We start from the raw sequence: 16625 nt of genomic DNA on the forward strand, positions 1-16625 counted from the left end.
GATATTTGATAAATAGCGTAGGCGTAGCCCGCCGCCGGCATCGCCTAAAAACTGTCGCTAGCTATAGGAAATAGAGAATATTTTTGCCTACTAGGTAATGGGAATGAATCAGCAGCTAGGCAAGCGTTTTGTGAAGTTAACCTTTGGACTGAAACAATCGCTTAGTCGAGGACACAGAGAATTGATTACTGCGGCCAGCGTTGCAGTCTGCGTCCTGCTTTTGCACTCCATTGGATTATTGCAATCTTTGGAGTTGGCAGGTTTGGATCAATTTTTTCGCTTACGTCCAAATGAACCGCCAGAAGACCGGATTACGATCGTAGTGATTGATGAGGCTTATTTAAACGAAGTAGGTTCGTGGCCAATTCCAGATGCGAAGGTTGCCCAGTTGTTGCAAAAATTAAATGTCCACAAACCCCGTGCGATTGGCTTAGATATCTACAAAAATTTACCAGTAGAGCCTGGTAATCAAGAACTACGTAATGCTTATCAGTCAATACCCAACTTGATTGGTATTGAACTACTAGCAAATGATAACAACAAAAACTTTAGTGTTTCGCCTCCACCAGGGCTGAATCAGGATCAAGTGGGCTTTAATAACGTGCTGTACGATCTTGATGGTAAAGTACGTCGCAGTTTGTTGTATTGGCACATTAAAAGTGAAGTACATGAAAGTTTTGCCCTGAAGTTGGCTTTATTGTATTTAAAGTCAAAGGGAATTACTCCCACTAAAGCAAAAAGTGACTCTGAGTATTTGCAATTAGGGAAGGCAGCATTTACTCGTTTTGAGGCTAATGATGGTGCTTATGTGGGAGCTGATGATAGAGGCTACCAAATTTTGAGCAATTTTCCCAAACCTAAATGTCAAAGTTCGTCTAGAGAATTGTGTAGTTTTCGCCAGGTATCGATGAGAGATGTACTGGCAGATAAAGTCAAAGCAAACTTAATCAAAGATCGGATTATACTTATTGGTTCGACTGCGCCCAGTCTCCCAGATTTTGTATTTATTCCCTACTCCAGCAGTTTAATGGGTACGGCAAAGCCTGTACCTGGTATTCAATTGCAGGCTTATTTTATTAGTGAGTTAATCTCTGCTGCTGTTGATGGAAGACCATTACTCAAAGTTTGGCCTGACTTGGTGGAATACTTGTGGGTTTTTGTCTGGTCTTATCTGGGAGCCGTGATGATATGGCGGATACGACACGCAACTAGGAGTCTCTTCTCGATCGTAGTTTGTTGCTTTGTATTGTCCGTGAGTGCATACCTGGCTTTTTTCTTATACGGTTGGTGGATACCACTCATTCCCTCACTGGTTTGCTTTGGCACTTCAGCTATTTGGATGACTAGTCATATTGCTCACATGCAGGAAGAGTGGAAACGTTCCAAAGAATTTTTGCATCACGTTATCAACACGATCCCCGATCCAATTTTTGTGAAAAATGAACAACATCAGTGGATTGTTTTAAATGAGGCGTATTGTCGATTTATCGGTTATCCAAATAAGTTATTAATTGAAAAGTCAGACTATGACTTTTTCCCAAAACATGAAGCTGATGTGTTTCGACAACAAGACGATTTTGTTTTTCGGACTCAGCAACCCCAAGAACATGAAGAAGAATTTACAAATGCCGATGGTCAGACTCATCAAATTGCCACTAAGCGATCGCTCCACAAAGACTCAGCTGGCAATTTCTTTTTAGTTGGTGTCATCCGAGATATTACTCAGCGCAAGCTGATGGAAGAACAACTGAAGCGTACAGCTGCTGAACTATCCCGCTCTAACAATGAATTAAAACTCAAAGAAGACCACTTACGTTATTTAGCGTATCACGACCCCCTCACCGGTTTATCCAATCGCAAATTTTTTGCCGAACAACTTTACGAGTCCTTACATTGGGCGCAACACAATAACTTGTTGTTGGGACTGCTGTTTATCGATCTAGATGGCTTTAAGCAAGTCAATGATACGTTGGGACACGAGACGGGCGATCGCTTGTTAATGACTATTGCTGAAAGACTCAGCAACTCTTTACGCGCTAGTGATACAGTTTCTCGTTTGGGTGGCGATGAATTTACTGTGATTTTACGGGCAATTCCTAATGTCCAAATAGCTGCTAAAGTCGCCGAAAAAATTTTAAGCAGTATTACCAAGCCAATTGTTTTGGACGGCTATACAATCCGAGTCTCTGCCAGTATTGGCATTAGTGTTTACCCATACAACAGTCAAGACAGTGAAACTTTGATGAAACAAGCTGATACAGCAATGTATCGTGCCAAGCGCCTGGGTAAAAATCGCTACGAGTTTGCTTAATTAGTTAAGAGTCAAGTCTCCAGTTTTTTTTGACTATAGTTACAATTTTTACCTTCAAGTTAGGAATTTAGACTGGAAACATGTCTAAGGCACTATTTTGAAAAATATAGCTTATATACTGCAAGGTAAATTTTTAGCCAAGATATATACCCAGCAAGGCTTTTTGGCTTGAAGACTAAACCTCATAACTGATGTCACAAAGCAATTAGCGATCGGAAATAATTAGGAAAATAATTTTTAGTGTAACTTATATTACATTAAAAATTATACTTATACTTATTCGCTTATTACGCTGTTTGATAGTTTTGAAAATCCTTATAACACAACTTAGAACACGATAAATATGTTGTTGTATCTTTATACATCTTTACTCGATTAAGTCTAAACTATACAATCAAATAAGTATTATTTCATATTTTTCTAAACTCTTGATTCAATAAACATAGTGTTTATACTTAATAGTATTAAGATATTATTAATAAATAGTGAACTAAGCAAAATGTTCACACTAAAAAATTGACATATCTAACCTGAGACTGATGTAAAAATCGATTATTAAGAATACCACTTAAGTATAAAGACTCTTTTATATCAGCAAATTAAGGTTAATCGACAAGTGAATACCACAATAATTTGTACGCTACCAGCAATAATTTCATAAAGTTAAAATACTTTTTCCAAAGACTACAGTAAATATACGGTAGTAAATAAAATGCGCTTTTAAATGAAAAACTAGTAAATTTACTGAAAGAGATGAAGACTAACTTCCCAATCACAAAGTTTATGATATTCTGCATAGGTGCTTATATACTGATCCCCAAAATTGCCGCTTGCACAGGTATGTTAAGTACTGCAAGTGCTAATTCTTTTGGCCCTACTAGCAGTGATACCTCAATCGTCCGCAAGGTCAATTCTCAAAATTTACAAGACGTATACATTCCACCAAATTATGGTGGCCCCGACAGTCATAATGGTAGCGGTACCCGTTGATGGCAATTTTAGATTTTAGATTCTGGTAGAGCAGCGCGATGAGTTAACTACCGTCTTAGACATCCATCTTTTACTTGGCAGCTCATTGCAAGATGTTGTGCTTAGGGTTGCGAAAACCGTCAGGCTCTCTAAGGTATTTTATTCAAGACAATAGTGGAGATTTCCACCAATGATTTGTTTGTATAAGTGTGTGAACTTGCCAATTTGAGTCTGGTTGAGGATAATCTAAACGGAAGTGTCCGCCTCGGCTTTCGGTTCTAAAAGCAGCACTTTTGAGAATTAAATCAGCTACATCTAATAAATTGCGGGTTTCTGCCCAAAGTCCCAATTGCCGTTCAACATCTGGTAGGTCAAAACTAGCGGGTTCTACTGGACGTAAAGCAAGCAAGAATTGAGTTAAAGGCAAGGCAGCGAAATCTTGCTGCCAAGATTCAATAGTAGCGATCGCATTTTCCAGCCTTGATTGCTCCCGGCAAATACCAGCACTTTCCCACACTAGACGCGGTAACTTCTCCCTGAGTGCTTCTAGCTGTGCTTGTTGGATGTGCCACTCACTAGGATCGGGACTAAATTTCCGTAATTGCACTGGTGTTTCTGAGGATAGCCCAATATTTTCTAACTTAATATTAGCCATCTGGGCCCCAAACACAATACATTCCAACAGGGAATTACTGGCGAGGCGATTTGCCCCATGCACTCCGGTACTAGCGGTTTCACCAACTGCGTACAAACCGGGGATATTTGTACGATTCATTAGATCCGCAACAATTCCACCCATCCAGTAATGGGCGGCTGGCGCTACAGGAATTGGTTCGTGGAAGACATCAACGCCCCAATGTTGACAAACTTTGATGATGTTGGGAAAGCGGTGACGAATCTTGTCGGCGGGGATGGGGCGCATATCCAACCACACATGAGCAGTAGCCAAATCAAGGGCGGTACGTTGTAAATGGCTGAAAATTGCTCTACTGACAACATCTCTAGGTGCAAGTTCACCCGCAGGGTGGTAGTCAAAGGCAAAACGTCGCCCCTCATTATCGATGAGATGTGCCCCCTCACCGCGTACAGCTTCACTGATCAAGAAGCGATCGGCGCCAGGTTTAGTAAGGGCAGTCGGGTGAAATTGGACAAATTCTAAATCGCGGAGAATAGCCCCAGCACGAGCTGCGATCGCTACTCCATCACCGGTACTCACTGCCGGGTTAGTGGTTTGGGCAAATACCTGACCGCCACCGCCGGTTGCGAGTACCACAGCACCAGCTCTTATCCAGCTGATTTTACCTTGATAAAACAGGCTAATTCCCTGACAGCAACCAGTTTCGGGTTCAATCCACAAACTCAAAGCCAAAGCTTGCTGAATGACTTGAATATTTTGGCGACGTAATACTTGAGCGGTGAGGGTGGTAGTAACTTCCCTGCCTGTGGTGTCCGCAGCATGGAGAACACGACGGCGAGAATGGGCGGCTTCCAAAGTTAAAGCTAAGGCTTGACCATGACGGTCAAAAGCTACTCCCAAGTTAACTAGGGATTGAATACAGCTAGGAGCATGTTGGGCGAGAAATTCGACAGCGGTGCGATCGCATAAACCGGCACCCGCCTGGATCGTATCTTCAATGTGCAGCGTGGGAGAATCTTCTGGGGCGATCGCTGCGGCAATGCCACCTTGTGCCCAATCACTGGCGGATAAAGCAACGGTTTCTTTGGTAATCAAACCGACTCGCAAGGATTCTGGCAGACACAGCGCTGTGTATAGTCCAGCGGCACCAGCACCGACTACTAAGACATCAAATTGGCTGGGAATATCTATCTGAGACAAGGTAATGGGTAGGGGGAGCAGGGGGGCAGGGGAGCAGGGGGGCAGGGGAGCAGGGGGGTAGGGGAAGATTTTACTTTGTCTCCCTTGTCTCCCTCATCTCCCTCATTCCCCTTATCTCTAATAAAATACTCCCACTCCCTAGAATCAGGAGTGGGCTGCTATTTGCTACATTAACTGCAATTCAGTTATCTGTAGATACCGTTGTTAAAGCGATCGTCTCCTTCATTGAAGGCAGGCTCTAAGTCTGTCACGGTAAATTTATCGAGGTTGGCTTGCAGGGTTTGTTTTTGGCGATCGCTCAATCCTGGAAGATCCAATACATCCTCTACCTTTTGGTAGGGAGCATTGGTGATGATTTTCTTAGCCAAGGTGGGATAAAGCCCTGGAAACTGTTGAAAAGCTCGGACGTTGGTATTATTCAAATCAATTTTTTTACCAAATTCCGTTCCTAGTTTAGCGTCTGCCCGATTCTGCCGCTCAATTGCCAGAACTGGGACTTGGGGAAAAGCAAAACTGTTGAAACTAGCAGCTTGGGCTATCTGAGTTGTTCCCAACCATCCCCAGCAACTAAGTAACAAGCTAAACACTGTTAATAAACGCGCCAATCCTTTCACGATTTTTCTACCTCTCTCCATCAAACAGAAATAAAAGTTTTAAGCTAACAACAGTTATTAGTCATTAGTCATTAGTCATTAGTCATACCCTGCGGGAGGCCGCTAATGCCTCTACGTGATAGCGCCAAGGACAAAGGACAAAGGACAAAAGCTGATAGCTTAGTCAACACAGCAGTCATCAGAAACTAATATACAGCGTATTAATATCCACAATATTTACCGTTACTGGGTTTGACTATACTTTTGGCAAAAATTTTCATTGCAAAAAGAGTACCTGCATAGCTGCGATAGCGTTGCATCGACGATCCCAGCAGCATTCCCAGCTAGACGAAATCTTTTTGGGGTGGCTGATTCTACCTCCCAAGCAGACACCAAACTGTATGATTTCTAAGATCGAAAATCCGATCAAAAAAGACTTGAAACTGATGGATTTTTATGTAATATTTCTTAACTAATTAATCTTTTACAGCATCATTTTTGATGTGTCGTAGATTGGGCCGGGAAAAGTTTCAGTAAGAGAAGCCTACACGCTCATTGCAACATATAGTATCTCCTACCTTTTTCACGCTGCGATCGCAGCTAACAAAAATAGGCTATCTACCAAAATTGTACTCAGAACCGCTCCACCAAAGGCATACCAGTGTCTTTGATTTCGACCTAAAGCTGAAATTCCTACTGTTAATAACACTACGGCGAGAAGTATCGCCCAAGTTTGCCCCCAAGGTGCTTCTACTTGCATGAGAGCATTTTGTAAGATTTGCGGTACTAAATCTGCATCTACTCTCATGATTTGCCGCCAATAGGGCATCAAATCTACTATATAAAAATATACATCTGTTAAAACTGTACCGAGTAAAGAACCTAAATAAAACCAGTTACCTACCTTGCCCCAATTCTTCGCCAGACACCAGCAAGCAAAGGGTAAACCGATAAACTCCACCGGCAGATGCCATAAAGGTTCCCAACGTAACCAGCCCCAGTAAATCGCTCCTGCTAACCAACTCCAGCTAAACCCTAAGAGCAAATCGCCCCAGACGTAAGTTGCAGGACGTGACATTAAGGCAAAACTGAGCCACACCCAAAATCCTGTCAGCGCTAAACTCAGACTTGGTAGCGATCGCACGATAGGCGCTTCTATGAATACTGGGACTGTTACCAAAAACACCGCTGCTGCAAACACTAACCAAGTTTGTCGAGCAGAAATAGATAAGGGTAAAGACGGAGAAAGGGAGAGTGTAGATTCCAATTGCTTGATACCCTTCTGCCCAGTATCAGCTAAATCCAACTCGGTATCAATAGAAGGGGTAGAAGCGCTGTAGGAGGACAGTGTATTATTAATCAAAGTTTTTAATATTTGTTACTAAACTTTATCTTATTTAAGATATCACATTTTCAAATCCCCCCCTGGGGCATTGTAATTATACTGAAATTTTCACTAGCGCTGGTGCAAGCCAAGCAAAACATTCTGCGCCAGACGAATCCATTAAAGTTCCACTATGTACAGAACTCCTGTGTAGTTACTTGTAAATGAGGGACTACAGAGAGGTGAAAAGTCAGCTGCTATGAGTCTGCTAAATATTAAAGTTTGATGAATTTCTCAAATTGCGTTGACTTATTGAGGTGGGTGTAAGAACATAGTCAGCGTCTTCGATGATGTTTTCGATCGCTAAAATTGAATTTTCTACAAGATTGGGTGCAATAGAGAGTATATAAAGCAACATCATCAGCTAAAAAATGTTCATCACGATCTCTAGAACACGAAAAAGGTATTAATTGTATATGGAGTTTATTCAAGCTTTTATTTTAGGTATTGTTCAAGGTATTACAGAGTTTTTGCCAATCAGTAGCACCGCACATCTTCTGATTGTGACAAAGGTATTTGGTTGGAAAGAACTAGGCTCTAAAGATTTTGTTGATGCAATTCAATTTGGCAGTGTTATAGCAATTGTGGGGTATTTTTGGTCGCTGATTTATAGTATTGTCAAAGGTGGGATCGAAGCATTAAAAACTAAAGACTGGCAACGTGAAGAATGGAAGATTCTTGTCGGTATTGTAGTCGGAACACTGCCCGCTTTAATTTTTGGCTTCCTTTTAAAAGATGTTTTACCTGAGAGTGCATTAATTATTGGCATCATGTCAATTATAATGTCTCTTGTATTAGCTTTGGCAGAAAAAATTGGCACTCGGAAGCGAGGTTTTGAGTCATTGCAGATTCGGGATGGTATTTTGGTTGGATTGGGACAAACACTTGCCTTGATTCCGGGTGTTTCTCGTTCCGGCTCGACGTTAACGACGGCCTTATTTTTAGGATTAGAACGCGCTACAGCAGCAAAATTCTCATTTTTGTTAGGGTTTCCAACTCTTACCATTGCGACGCTGTATAAAAGCTTAAAAATATTCAAGTTGTTTCAAGCTCATCAGTTGCCAGATAACATTGTTGGACTATTAATTGTAGGAATTATTTCAACCTTGATTTTTTCCTACCTATCAATTGCATTTTTGATCAAATATTTAGCAACCAAAAACACTTTGATTTTCGTATGGTATAGATTAGCATTTGGTAGTGCGATCTTACTAGCGATCGCAGCAGGTTGGAAAGGATAATAGTCATTTGTCATTTGTCCTTCGACGGGCTACGCCTACGCTCGTTTGTATGTAATACAATCTAACCTCACTCCTACAAGGAGAGAGGCTTTGAATTTTACTCCTTAACGCTAGTAGGGAAGGAGGTAGGGGTTAGGTCTGTATTAGACTCAACTAAGAAACGCTATAATGCCCAGTTATGTTAGCGGGGCGTTTAGCCCGTGCTGAGTTCTGAGTAAAGAAGTGAGATTCCCTACTCAGCACTCGGAACTTGGAACCCGGAACTGTTTTGCCCAATGCCCCATTTCCCATGACTACCATTCATCCTGCCCGAATTACCAAGGTTCTTCCAGACTCAATAGCCGCAGAGATTGGTTTTGAAGCTGGGGATGCGATCGTTGCAATCAATGGTACACGTCCCCGCGACTTAATTGATTATCAGTTTTTGTGTGCTGATGAAGTCTTAGAATTAGAAGTTTTAGACGCTACTGGTAAAACTCATAGCCTGGAAATCGAAAAAGATTACGACCAAGACTTGGGGCTAGAATTTGAAACTGCCCTATTTGATGGCTTAATTCAGTGTAATAACCGCTGTCCATTTTGTTTTATCGACCAACAGCCACCAGGGAAGCGCACCAGCTTGTACTTTAAAGACGACGATTACCGCTTAAGTTTTTTGTATGGCTCTTATCTTACCCTGACCAATTTGCCAGAAAGAGAATGGCAGCGAATTGAGCAAATGCGCTTGTCTCCGTTATATGTTTCTGTTCATGCCACGGAGCCGGAAGTTAGAATTAGGCTGCTGAAAAATCCCCGTGCGGGACAAATCTTGCAACAACTCAAGTGGTTTCAAAAAAGACGGCTACAAATTCATGCTCAAGTGGTTGTTTGTCCTGGTATAAATGATGGTGAACACTTGGAGCAAACCCTAAAAGATTTAGCGTCCTTTCATACTGGTGAAGTACCTACGGTGGCATCGGTGGCAGTTGTGCCAGTCGGATTAACAAGGTTTCGACCTCCAGAAGATGAACTTACACCCGTAACCAGAGAAAAAGCGAAAGAAGTGATTTCTCAAGTGCGAATACTCTCGCAACAATTTCGCCAAAAGTTTTCCTCTAACGTCGCTTGGTTAGCTGATGAGTGGTTTTTGATTGCAGGTGAGGAATTACCGAGCGAATCTGAATATGAAGAGTATCCCCAAATTGATAATGGTGTTGGTTCAATTCAGTTGTTTATCAAGCAATTTGCAGCCGCGGCAACAGAATTACTACCGCCAAAAGTTTATCCTCAGAGAAAATTAACTTGGGTAGTAGGCAATGCAGTAGAAAACGCCTTTGAACCTATCTTGAAACGGTTAAATGCTGTTGAAGGATTAAAAGTAAATATGCGTGCTTTATGTAGTGATTATTGGGGACAGAGTATCACTGTGACGGGATTACTAACGGGTCATGATTTGCTGTTGAACTTACAAGGGCAAGATTTGGGAGACGGAATTTTACTACCAAATGTAATGCTCAAACATGGTGAATTGGTATTTTTAGATGATATGAGTATTGAAGAATTAGCCTGCAAACTGGAGACAAAAATTTTACCAGTAGGAGGAGTTGAAGATTTAATCAATACTTGTATTCTTTAAGCTGTTTTTGTTATCTCTTTAGTATATAGTAGTTCCCAGGTGGATGAAGTACATATCAAAATCTCATCCCCAACCCCTATTCTTGTCAAAAAAATGCTTTGGGGGTGTGGTTATCTGTTATAAACGTTTTTTGAATCAGTATAATTTTAAGCATTTCAACTCAAATTAATTTTTTGTATCCAAACATTTGGATGTTAAATACAAAGTCGATCGGCTTTAATTAAATATAAAAATTTTGATTTAAATTTAATAAATTTTGGTGATTGTAATTGCAAATTTTGAAATTATTGTCTTATCCTATCTAAAAATTTCTAGAAAGCTCGTGAGAAATTATTGTTAGTTTAACTCTGGCGATTGTCAAAAGTACTAATTAGACTTATTGCACAAATACAAATATCTGCCTTCATCCGGCAACCCGTTCTCACAATTTTGGGAGAACGGGAGCCGAGCCAATTTCAAAGTTCCTCTCTCAAACTTGGGAGAGGGATTTAGGGTGAGGGCTTTAAGATGCACTAGTATTACTTTTTTAACTCACAAAAATCCTGACAAACAGATAATTAGAATAAGAGTGGTATTCTTTATTTTAGATTTAAGTGAAAAATCTCTGCAATTATGCAAAAGCCTATGGGAGTTGGTAAATGCAAAATTTTCTAAACAAATAGTCACTAATGAAATTAAATTTACAATGTAATAACTAACAATTTCTATAGATTGCTTAGGCAATTTGAGTATCCATCTTGGCATTTTTTACTGGTTTTGATAGGCTAGATTGATGAAGGTCATTCACTAAGTACTTCTACGAAAGGCTTATAGGAATCCTATTTGATTTTTGAAAAGCCAAATATTAGCTTTACTTAATCCGAGTGAGATTCTCAGTAAAATTACTAGGGATCAAGCTAGAATTGTGTATTGTGTACTAATGAATTATGACTAATAACTAAATTAATTAATAATGAAGTGAGGAGTCACTGGTGAATTATCAGGAAAACCAAAAAGATATAAGTTTAAAAATTAAAAAAGCTAGAAGATTATTTATTTTAAGTTGTGAAATTGTAGTTTTAAATTTTTTGAGTATTTTGCCAGTAACGGCAGCGACTGAAGAACCCGTATTGAGCGTAGTGTATGGACAAGAAAATGCAAATCAATGGAGAGGAATAAGCGATCGCTTACAGACAATAGGGGTGAAATATTGTGTAATTTCCCTAAATGATGTCAAGAGTGGGGCAGATTGGGGCGATCGCCGGGTATTATTTTTGCCAAACGTCGAGACATTAACACCAACTCAAGCGATCGCTCTAGAAGACTGGATGAGTAAGGGAGGGCGTTTGATTGCTAGTGGGCCTGTAGGTAGTTTGTCATCGCCAGGAGTGCGGCAATTATTGCGATCGCTCTTGGGAGGTTATTGGGGATTCAGCCTTAGTGACACACAACAGATTCAAGCTGCAAAAACCAAGATCCCAGAATGGACAAACCAAACTGGACTCTTTGGTAAAGTGCGCGGCGGCGTTGTGATTCCTAATGATATGGGCACTGAATCTCCTGCTGTTTGGAATTCTAAAGATAATCCGGCCGCAGTCGTGACAACTGAGCGTTCTACCTTTTTGGGCTGGCGTTGGGGAACAGATACAGCCTCCGCAGCCGAGTTGGATAATGCCTGGTTAAAAACTACTATCAATCACTATTTGACAGCACTAGCGCCATCAAATCGCACCAAAAAAATACCAGGAGGTTCCCAAAGCTGCTCTACGACTGTGGCGGCTGCGCCTTCATTGCAGGGGGGCAGAGGGGCGGAGGGGCAGGGGAGCAGAGGGGCAGGGGGGCAGGGGGGTAGTTCATCTCCCTCATCTCCCTCATCTCCCTCATTGACTCCTGCTAAAACTGCCACTGCTCCCATACCTAGAGCTTTGCCTATGGTCAAACCGCCAAGTTCTCAGGAGGCTATTGACCAATTAGAACAAGCGGTGCGTTTAGATGTTGCACCCAACTCCAATGAGCCGATTGATAACAACCAAGCGATCGCTCTCCAACAAGAGCTAGAAAATCTGATTGGTCGAGTGGAAAGCGCTCATTTAGCGGTGTTAGCTGATGCGGCTAATGTTGGCGAAACAATATCTGAGGAGAAGCAGTTTTCTAGGCCTTTGAACACCCCTCAATCTGTCAAAGAACAGCCAACACAATTAGCCTCAACCAAACTGGGGGCGCTAGGCATAAGTAAAGATCAAGTGTTAGCACAAGCAAGGCTGATTGCCAAAAATTTACCCCAATTGATTGCTCAAAAAAACTACGCTTTGGCTCGTCAGCAGTGGCTGCTCGCTAAAACGACTTTGTGGCAGCAGTTTCCTGTCGATCGGAAACTAGCTCAACCAGAAATTCGCGCAGTTTGGTTAGATCGGGGGACGATTGTTCGCGCTGGTAGTAAGGCGGGACTGGCACAGATTTTCGATCGCCTCGCTCAAGCTGGGATTAATACCGTCTTTTTTGAAACTGTTAACGCTGGTTATACAATTTATCCGAGCCAAGTCGCAAAACAGCAAAACCCATTAATTCGTGGGTGGAACCCACTGGAAGAAGCGGTGAAACTAGCCCATGAGCGAGACATGGAATTACACGCTTGGGTGTGGACTTTTGCTGCTGGCAATCAACGTCATAATGAAATTCTCAACCTTAATCCTAATTATCCAGGGCCAGTGCTGGCGGCTCATCCCGATTGGGCAAACTACGATAATCTAGGCAACATGATTCCCGTTGGTCAGAGCAAGCCATTTTTCGATCCAGCCAACCCCGAAGTGCGGCAATACTTGCTCAAGCTGTATGAGGAAATTGTCACTAAATATAAGGTGGATGGTCTACAGCTAGACTACATTCGCTACCCTTTCCAAGACCCATCAGCAGGTCGAACTTATGGCTATGGGAAAGCTGCAAGAGCGCAATTTCAGCAACTTACTGGTGTAGATCCAGTGAATATTTCTCCTAGCCAAGCAGATTTGTGGCAAAAATGGACAAAATTTCGCACCGAGCAAGTTGATAGCTTTGTCGCCCAAGTATCACAGCAGTTGCGACAAAAGCAACCGAATTTGATTTTGTCGGTTGCAGTATTTCCTTTGCCAGAACAAGAGCGGATTCAAAAAATTCAACAAAATTGGGAAACTTGGGCAAGGCGGGGGGATGTAGATTTAATTGTTCCCATGACTTATGCTCTGGATACTTCTCGGTTTCAACGACTGGCGCAACCCTGGATTGCCTCTAAACAATTGGGAGCTACCTTGTTAGTGCCGGGAATTCGCTTGCTTTCTTTGCCAACAATTGGGGCATTCGATCAACTCCAGTTGGTAAGAGACTTGCCAGTTAGTGGTTATGCACTATTTGCCGCAGAAAATTTTAGCAACGATCTCCAAAAAATCTTTAGTAGCACCCAAGGTAGGATTCAATCTACAACAAGTGAACCGATTCCTCACCGCCAGCCTTTTCAAACTGCCGCCATCCGTTACACCGCGCTACAACGGGAATGGAAATTTGTTTTCCAAAATGACCAACGACAAAGGTCATCTCAGAAACTTTCAGATTTTAACAACCAGGCAGAAGTTTTACGCACCGCTTTAAATCAGCTTGCCGCTTCCCCTTCTGCTAGTAAGTTACTCGTTGCAAGAGCCTCTCTAACTCGGTTCCAGTCTCAATTTCGGGTATTGATGAGCCAAGAAATTAAGTCGAATTCCTATCAAGTCAAAGTTTGGGAAAATCGACTCGTAACTATAGAAAGGCTATTACGTTATGGCGAACGGCGGGTGCAGTTGCGTTCTTTGTGAAGAGGCAGAGAGGCGGGTAGCAGGGGAGACAAGGAAAAGAAAACTCCTAACTCAACACGGGTTAAACGCCCCGCTACCGCTAACAGCACTCGGAACTGTTTTGCCCAATGCTAAATACCCAACTAGCTGGATATAAGCAGTTTGTAATTCTTAACACACTTTTTGTAGTGTTTGTAACCCAAATATTACTACTTGTTTAGCGTCAAAATATTGGAAAATACTTAGATAAGCAGCTTTAGATAACTATTATTTGATGATAGGTATCGTGAAAATGTATGCAAACTTTACCCCAGCTCATTAGGTTACAAAGCTTAGAGTTAAGAATTGACTGTTTGCTCCTGATGGTTGTGTTAAAAACATCACTATTAGAGTAGATGCTATTTCTACAACGGGCTACGCTTATGCACTGATGTAGTACGAGGTAAAAGTGTCTTGCTTTTTCATCTTCGCAGGTAGTAGGGTACTTCACCAAGCATGATATGGTACTGCTTGTAACTTCTGGAACTAGCTTGAAAACAGCCAATACTTTTGAAGTTATGCATACCTTAGTCATGACATTGAACATGTCAGAATTTTCGTAAATAGTCTCAGTGCTATCACGGTTGTGCCAGCAGCAGTTGGAACTGCTTCTAGTTGTAGATAAGCAAAGTAATATTACCGACAATATTACTCCTGAAAGTATCTGTATCTGTCAAGCACTGGCACAAAAAACAGAGAAAACTAGAGGTAATACTAGTATTGGTTCCTTTGAGGTAGAACATCAGATTTTCATTGAGAGACAATTACTCAAGTCCCAATGGTTACTAGCACGCGCTATAGTACGTAAAGCTACGACAGGCAAATACACTCACTTCATTGAAGTTTATGAGGAAGATTTGGACTTGTACCGTAAGTCTAATAGGAGAATGCAGACCAATACGCCCAAATATCACATAATCATGACTGAAATGTTGAATGATGTGTTGATTATCGGCCAGTTAGAAGTAGGAAAATTAGAGTTTAGAGTAACATCTTTCAATTTAGTTGAACACAGGCGACAATCGCCAGAACAAATACAGATGAATCTGGACTATCGGCGCTTGATTTTTTTCACCAGTCAATATAAATTTTTAACCTGCTGCATCGATGAAAAATTGTTGGCACACACACATTTTGACTAACTTGTTTTCAAATGCGATTAAATATTTATCCTCTGATGGCATTTTCAAGTTTAATTTTCTTATTCAAGATAGACAAACTGCATTTGAAGTTAAAGATTTGCAGATTGGGATTTTCCAAGAATGTATAGTGTATATTCTTGAATCATTTTATCATACTATCAACGCGGTTGATATACTAGTTTGGGTATTAAAAATGGCATTTTTAAAAAAGCGTGTAGATATCTATAAAGTAAAATATTTATTATATTTATAATAAATATTTCTGGATGTTGCCATTAAATAAAAAAATATAAATATGAGGTAATTTATGCCAAAAATCTTAATAATAGAAGATGAAGAAGCAGTACGTGAAAACATTTTAGATTTGCTAGAAGCTGAGAACTTTGAAACTATTGCTGCGGCTAATGGCAGAATTGGGGTACATTTGGCTATCTCCGAAGCTCCTGATTTAATTCTTTGTGATATGATGATGCCAGAAATTGACGGTTACGGTGTGCTAGCAGCATTACGTCAAGAGCCATCAACTGCAACAATTCCCTTCATCTTTCTCACTGCCAAATCTGCCAAATCTGACTTCCGTCAAGGTATGGATATGGGCGCAGATGACTATATAACTAAGCCATTTACTCGGGCTGAGTTATTAAGTGCCATCATGAACAGGCTGGAAAAATACGCTACTTTAAAAAGGTATTTATCTCCTCAAACTGTAACTAACAACTTGTCTCCAAAAATGCAGTTGTTAGAAATTAGCTTACACCGAGCTATAAAACAACATAATTTTCAAGAATTTGAAATTTATTATCAACCAATAGTCGATATTGCATCTGGAAAAATAGTAGGTGCTGAAAGTTTATTGCGCTGGCAAAGTCCAGAATTGGGAATGATTTACCCAACAGAATTTATTCCGTTAGCAGAGTCTACAGGTTTAATTGTTCCGATTGGAAAATGGGTATTAAAAAGGGTATGTCAACAAATTAAAAGCTGGCGTGATGCTGGAATTCATTCATTGATTGTTGCTGTAAATCTGTCAGTAATTGAATTTAATCAGCCAGATTTCATTCACAATGTAGTCAATTTTATATCTGTGAATAATTTAGAACCACATGACCTAGAAATAGAACTCACTGAAAGTATGATTATGCAAGATGTAAATAGTGCGATCGCTACTATGAGCAAATTGCAATCTTTGGGTGTAAAAATTGCAATCGATGATTTTGGTACGGGTTACTCTTCTTTGATTTATCTGAAAAACTTACCAATCAATACATTAAAAATAGACCGTTATTTTATCCATAATGTTGCTAACGATTCGCAAAAGTCAGCCATCGCTAAGGCATTAATTCAGATGGCTCATAATCTCAATCTAGATGTAGTGGCTGAAGGTGTAGAGACAGAAGCAGAACTAGGTTTTTTACGCCAACACAAATGTAACTCTATGCAAGGTTTTCTATTTAGTCGTCCCTTACCAGCAGCAGAATTTGAAAATTTTTTGTTCACTAACAAATGTTTATATGTGTAAATATTGGGCATTGGGCATTGGGAATTGGAAATAGAATTTAGTCACTAGTACGCCACGACGTAAATAGAGCAACTATTTAAAATCTCTAAAAAGACCATTCCATAATACTTTTGACTTTTGACTTTTGACCCTTCGACTTCGCTCATGGTCAAGGCAAAGCGAAGCCGAAGCCTTGATTTTTGAATTTTGCCTT

10 protein-coding genes are annotated in these 16625 nt (G+C 40.8%); 7 read left to right on the plus strand and 3 right to left on the minus strand.

The genetic code is table 11. The features are described from left to right. The first annotated feature begins 103 nt into the window (after window positions 1-103). Window positions 104-2311: a CHASE2 domain-containing protein gene (locus V7K84_RS32400; protein ID WP_334844353.1), complete on the plus strand. Its 2208-nt coding sequence runs from the start codon at window positions 104-106 to the stop codon at window positions 2309-2311. Between the two features lie 783 nt (window positions 2312-3094). Beyond that, the gene (locus V7K84_RS32405; protein ID WP_334844355.1) at window positions 3095-3301 is read left to right on the plus strand and encodes a hypothetical protein; all 207 of its coding nucleotides are present in this window, start codon (window positions 3095-3097) and stop codon (window positions 3299-3301) included. 142 nt (window positions 3302-3443) lie between these two features. Here the strand turns inward: V7K84_RS32405 and nadB are convergent, their stop codons facing one another. The 3 genes from nadB to V7K84_RS32420 all read right to left on the minus strand — a co-directional run bounded on the left by nadB (window position 3444) and on the right by V7K84_RS32420 (window position 7073). Then, entirely contained in the window at window positions 3444-5117 is a 1674-nt protein-coding gene (nadB, locus tag V7K84_RS32410; RefSeq protein WP_334844357.1) for an L-aspartate oxidase, read from the minus strand. 185 nt (window positions 5118-5302) lie between these two features. Next, a complete protein-coding gene (gene psbU / locus V7K84_RS32415) occupies window positions 5303-5731 on the minus strand; it encodes a photosystem II complex extrinsic protein PsbU (RefSeq protein ID WP_194040639.1) in 429 nt (142 codons plus the stop codon). 562 nt (window positions 5732-6293) lie between these two features. After that, window positions 6294-7073, minus strand: a complete 780-nt coding sequence (locus V7K84_RS32420) for a DUF3120 domain-containing protein (RefSeq protein ID WP_334844358.1) — start codon at window positions 7071-7073, stop codon at window positions 6294-6296. A 437-nt stretch (window positions 7074-7510) separates the two neighbouring features. Between V7K84_RS32420 and V7K84_RS32425 the strand changes: the two genes are divergently transcribed. From V7K84_RS32425 to V7K84_RS32445, 5 genes are all read left to right on the plus strand, one after another. Beyond that, window positions 7511-8335, plus strand: a complete 825-nt coding sequence (locus V7K84_RS32425) for an undecaprenyl-diphosphate phosphatase (RefSeq protein ID WP_334844359.1) — start codon at window positions 7511-7513, stop codon at window positions 8333-8335. A gap of 289 nt (window positions 8336-8624) precedes the next feature. Next, a complete protein-coding gene (locus V7K84_RS32430; RefSeq protein ID WP_334844362.1) occupies window positions 8625-9950 on the plus strand; it encodes a TIGR03279 family radical SAM protein in 1326 nt (441 codons plus the stop codon). Between the two features lie 968 nt (window positions 9951-10918). After that, complete coding sequence (locus V7K84_RS32435) at window positions 10919-13753, plus strand: family 10 glycosylhydrolase (RefSeq protein ID WP_334844389.1); 2835 nt, start codon at window positions 10919-10921, stop codon at window positions 13751-13753. A gap of 590 nt (window positions 13754-14343) precedes the next feature. After that, window positions 14344-14913 (plus strand): hypothetical protein, encoded by a 570-nt coding sequence (locus V7K84_RS32440; protein WP_334844364.1) that lies wholly within the window; start codon window positions 14344-14346, stop codon window positions 14911-14913. A gap of 307 nt (window positions 14914-15220) precedes the next feature. Continuing rightward, window positions 15221-16432 carry an EAL domain-containing response regulator gene (locus V7K84_RS32445; RefSeq protein WP_334844366.1) on the plus strand — a complete coding sequence of 404 codons (1212 nt, stop codon included), beginning with the start codon at window positions 15221-15223 and terminating at the stop codon, window positions 16430-16432. Window positions 16433-16625 lie beyond the last annotated feature (193 nt).

Source organism: Nostoc sp., assembly GCF_036917315.1.
Taxonomy (GTDB): Bacteria; Cyanobacteriota; Cyanobacteriia; order Cyanobacteriales; family Nostocaceae; genus Nostoc.

What these genes read in the sequence shown, in the direction of transcription:
- V7K84_RS32400 (WP_334844353.1), top strand. Translation starts at nt 104, where the DNA reads ATGAATCAGCAGCTAGGCAAGCGTTTTGTGAAGTTAACCTTTGGACTG.
- V7K84_RS32405 (WP_334844355.1), top strand. Translation starts at nt 3,095, where the DNA reads ATGATATTCTGCATAGGTGCTTATATACTGATCCCCAAAATTGCCGCT.
- V7K84_RS32430 (WP_334844362.1), top strand. Translation starts at nt 8,625, where the DNA reads ATGACTACCATTCATCCTGCCCGAATTACCAAGGTTCTTCCAGACTCA.
- V7K84_RS32425 (WP_334844359.1), top strand. Translation starts at nt 7,511, where the DNA reads ATGGAGTTTATTCAAGCTTTTATTTTAGGTATTGTTCAAGGTATTACA.
- V7K84_RS32445 (WP_334844366.1), top strand. Translation starts at nt 15,221, where the DNA reads ATGCCAAAAATCTTAATAATAGAAGATGAAGAAGCAGTACGTGAAAAC.